The organism is Candidatus Eisenbacteria bacterium (assembly GCA_035712145.1).
Classification (GTDB): Bacteria; Eisenbacteria; RBG-16-71-46; order RBG-16-71-46; family RBG-16-71-46; genus DASTBI01.
On record DASTBI010000001.1, the window covers coordinates 1 to 4,264 of the forward strand.

Sequence of the window (4,264 nt, forward strand, 5' to 3'; positions counted from 1 at the left end):
AGACCTCGCGAACAACAACGGCGGTTGGCAGTGGGCCGCCTCGACCGGCACCGACGCCCAGCCGTACTTCCGGATCTTCAATCCGACGCTTCAGGGCGAGCGTTTCGATCCGCAGGGGGCCTACGTGAGCCGATGGGTGCCAGAGTTGTCGAAGCTGCCCACGCGGTGGGTCCACCGCCCGTCGGAGGCGCCAGCAGAAGCTCTTCGTGACGCGGGTGTTGCGCTCGGGGACACGTATCCCGTTCCCATCGTCGATCACCTGGAGCAGCGGGATCGCGCCGTGGCGATGTACCGGGAGGTGGACGTGTAGCGCGCCAGGCTTCCCGGGGCGTGCTGGTGGGTCACGTCATCGCTTCAGCATCGCGGTCCAGTCGAGAATCAGCTCGATGTCCCTGGCCGTCCCCTGCGCCCCAACACTGACGAGAAACCGCTCCCCGCCACTCAACACCGCACTGCTCGTCACCTCGGGCCTCGTGGCAAACAGCGTCCGCGGCACGCCGGGACGGATCGTCTCCCCCGTCTCCATCGGTACTGCGACGACGGCATCACGCTGCCAGTAAAGCAGCTCCCGCCCGTCACTCGCCCACGTGGCGCGTCTCCCTCCGTCGGGGGACACCCTCACCTTGCGCCCCGGCTCGGGGAACGACTGGACGTAGATCTCGGACTGGCCGGTCTCGGTGGATTCATACGCAAGCCAGCGCCCGTCGGGCGACACCCGCCCACCGAACTCCCACGCCGCGCCGCGCAGGTACGGCACCGGCTTGCCGTCTTTTCCCAACGAAAGCACCCACAGGTCCCAGCCGGTTTGGGGATTCAAGACGCCGAAGACGATGGAGCGGCCGTCGCGCGACCAGTCGTAGACCACCTTGAACAGGTCGTCGGTGCTGGCCATGGGCTCGGCCTGACCGTCGAGCCCGGCCACGTGGATCTCCTCGCGCCCGGCGTGCGCCGTCACGAACGCGATCCGCTCGCCGTCGGGGGACCACACGGTGGATGGCTGGCCAACCGACGTGGAGGCAAAGCGCATCGGCACCGAGCGGGCTAGATCCACGATCCAGATGTCCCTGCCATTCAGGAGCGTGGCCCGCTGCCCGTCGGGCGAGACTTTCGAGACGGTCCACGGAGCCGGCGGCAGGTCGATCCTGGACACGGGCGCGTTGGAGCGATCGCGGATCTCCAGGCGTGTGTCAGGTGGAATGCTCCGGAGTCTGGCCAGGCGGCCGTTCCGCGACGCCGACACGACGGGTTCGGCGTCCAGGTCGGTTCGCAACGGCGCGAGGGCGACCGCCACCGGCTCCCCCTTCAGCTCGAGCCGTCCGGGGTCGAAGCGCTGGGCCACCACGCGCCCGTCTCTTTCGAACAGAAGGTAGCCGGGCTCCGCGTACACCGCCGACGAGCGGGCGGTCAGGATGCGCTTGGCGGAGCGGGTGCGCACGGATCCCACATAGATGTCCCAGCCGTTGGGTCCGCCGGGGAGGGCGGCGTATAGGAAGTGATCGCCGTCGGGCAGGAAGTACGGGAACCGGTGCCCCGTCTCCTGCCGCGTGGTGTCGAGGCGCGTCACCGCGACGGGCTCTCCGCCTCCGGAGGCGACCCGCATGAGTGGTCCATCGTGAGCGGGCGCGAACACGATGGTGCCGTCGCGGCTCCAGCTCCCGCCTCGACCGTCTTTTGCCTCGCAGATCGTGATGGGACTCCCGCCTGCGACGGGAATCTTCATCAGCTTCCCTTCGCGCTGATCGAAGTAGGCGACGTTGCGCGAGTCGGGTGACCAGAACGGCCACTGCGCATAGTCCACGCCGGAAGCGCGAATCGCCGCATCGGACCCGAGCGGACGGATCCAGAGCACCGGGCTGCTGCGGTCACCGGCGATGAAGGCGACGGCGCGACCGTCCGGGGAGATGACGACGTCGCAGGCATACTCCGCGAGATTCACACCCGCGGGCGCCTGAATGTCGGCCCGCACGGGATCCGGCCGCGGCGCGCGCGACAAAAGTCCCCACGCCACCAGGGCCATGACGGCGAACAGCGAGATGGCCGCCAGCCCCCACGCCAGTCGCTCGCGACTTTTTCGTTTGGCCGAGACCGCGGCCGGGACTCCCGCCCGCGAGCCGGCCTCGGCGATCCACTGCAGCTGGAGCCTGACGTCGTGCGCGGTCTGCAGCCGCTCCTCCGGGTCCTTGGCCATGCAGGCGCGCACTACCTGGTCGAGCGCCGGCGGAGTCACCGCCACCAGTTCGGTGATCGGGCGCGGCTCATCCTTCATGATCGACGAGATCAGCGACGCCTGGCTCTTCCCCTCGAACGCGCGCCGTCGCGTCAGCATCTCGTAGAGCACGCACCCCAGCGCCCACAGGTCGGAACGCGCATCGCTCTCTTTCCCTTCGAGCTGCTCCGGAGCCATGTACTGGAACGTGCCGACGATGGTGCCTTCGGCGGTGAGCGGCTGGGCGATCGTGGGTGACTGGCTGAATGCTGCCCCGCTGCCTCCGGGCGCCATTCCGGTGGCACGCGCCAGGCCGAAGTCCATGAGCTTCGCCCCGGACCGGGTCAGCATGATGTTGCCGGGTTTGAGATCGCGATGGACCACCCCCGCCCGGTGGGCTCGGTCCAGCGCATCCGCGATCTGGGCGCCGATCCTCAGCACCTCGTCGATCGACAGGGCCCCGCGCTCGAGCCGTTGGGCGAGCGTCTCCCCATCCACCAGCTCCATCACCAGGTAGTCGGTGTCCCCGTCGCGCCCGACATCGTGGAGCACGCAGATGTGCGGGTGGTTGAGCTGCGAGATGGTGCGGGCCTCGCGCTCGAACCGCGCGCGGACCTCGGCGCTGCCGGTGAGCTCGGCGGGGAGGATCTTGACCGCCACCTCGCGTCCGAGGCGCGTATCACGGGCGCGATACACCTCGCCCATGCCGCCGTGACCGAGCGGAGCGGAGATCTCGTAGGGTCCGAGCCGAGCGCCGGCGGCCAGAGGCATGCCGGGAACCTACCTCAGTCGTGGGCGGCGGTTCGAGCGGACGCCGTCGGATCGCCGGCGCGGTAGCATGCTGGGGGACACAACTCGGCACGCATCCATGCCGGAGGATCCATGGGACTTGCAGCTGTAGTGTGGGCGCGGCTTCCAATCATCCTGCGTGCGGTGATCGTCGGATCTTTCGTGATGAGCATGGCCACCGTCCCCTGCGGCAGTCTCTTGAGAGTCAACTTCGCGCTCGCGCCTTCGGTTCCGTGGTCGGTCCCGCTGGTTGCCATCTATCTGTGGCTCTATTGGCGCTACTTGCGGGGGGAAGGATGGCCTCAGTCCACCGCCGAGTTTCGGCGAACCAATCTTCGTGCTCACTCCCTGCCCGGTCGCGTCTGGCGATGGTCGCTTCTGGCGGGCGGCCTCGGGTGGGCGAGTGTTCTCGGACTTCGAATCATCATCGATTCCCTCTTCGGGCTGCCGCGGGAGTCGCTGTCCAGCTTGTCGTCCTATCCATTCGTGATGACTCTGTCCTACATCGTCGGCGCTTCGGTGTTGGCGGGCATCGCGGAGGAGGCCGGATGCCGCGGGTACATGCAGGTGCCGATCGAGCGGCGCCACGGCTCGGTGGTCGCAATCCTGGTCGTCGGTGTCGTGTTTTGGCTCTCCCATGGCGCCGCGTTCGTCGGTCAATGGGGCCTGTTCCTGGGGCATTCATGGTTCTACTTAGCCGCGTCGGCGGTGTTTGGCACTCTTGCCTACCTGACCGGCTCGATCTTGCCGGGAGTCCTTCTGCACACCGTCGCGAATCTCGTGGGATTCGGGTTGATTGGGTGGCTGGGGTCGAGTGCGGGCGCGTCGTCCACGAACGGGGACGGGTTCGGTCTGTTCCTCTGGACGACGGGCGGGGCGGCGCTCGTCTCCCTCATCGCCACCGTATGGGCGTACCGGAGACTCGCGATCGTGGCACGTAGCATGAGAGCACGCGCCGGTTGACCACGACACAGGCTCCTAGAGGTTGGGGCGGGTCCGGATCGTCAGTGGCACGGAGCGATCGTCCCGGCGCAGCACCAGCTCATAGGACCTCTCCACCCGGAACATGGCACGGAGCGAATCGAGCTCCCCGCAGTGTGCGGTTCATCGCGATCCTCACTCTGCCGCACCGGCCGCCGCGATGAAGGATGCTAGGTGTTCAGCGTCGCCTTGAGCGACTCGAGCGTGACGGGCTTCGTCAACAGGCAGTCGAATCCTGCCGCCTTGGCGTTCTTGTGGTCGTCGGCGGCGGAGTAGCCCGAGGCGGCG

The 4,264-nt window shown here is 67.9% G+C and carries 3 protein-coding genes; 2 read left to right on the top strand and 1 reads right to left on the bottom strand.

Annotation, left to right across the window (positions count from 1 at the left end):
* A partial coding sequence (locus tag VFQ05_00005) for an FAD-binding domain-containing protein (protein HET9325132.1) occupies nucleotides 1–310 on the top strand: 310 nt, incomplete at its 5' end.
* Nucleotides 311–346: 36 nt separating this feature from the next.
* Here VFQ05_00005 and VFQ05_00010 read toward each other — a convergent pair.
* On the bottom strand, nucleotides 347–2,977 hold the full coding sequence (locus tag VFQ05_00010) for a protein kinase (protein HET9325133.1): 2,631 nt from the start codon (nucleotides 2,975–2,977) through the stop codon (nucleotides 347–349).
* Nucleotides 2,978–3,088: 111 nt separating this feature from the next.
* Between VFQ05_00010 and VFQ05_00015 the strand changes: the two genes are divergently transcribed.
* Nucleotides 3,089–3,958 carry a CPBP family intramembrane glutamic endopeptidase gene (locus VFQ05_00015; protein HET9325134.1) on the top strand — a complete coding sequence of 290 codons (870 nt, stop codon included), beginning with the start codon at nucleotides 3,089–3,091 and terminating at the stop codon, nucleotides 3,956–3,958.
* Nucleotides 3,959–4,264: the final 306 nt, after the last annotated feature.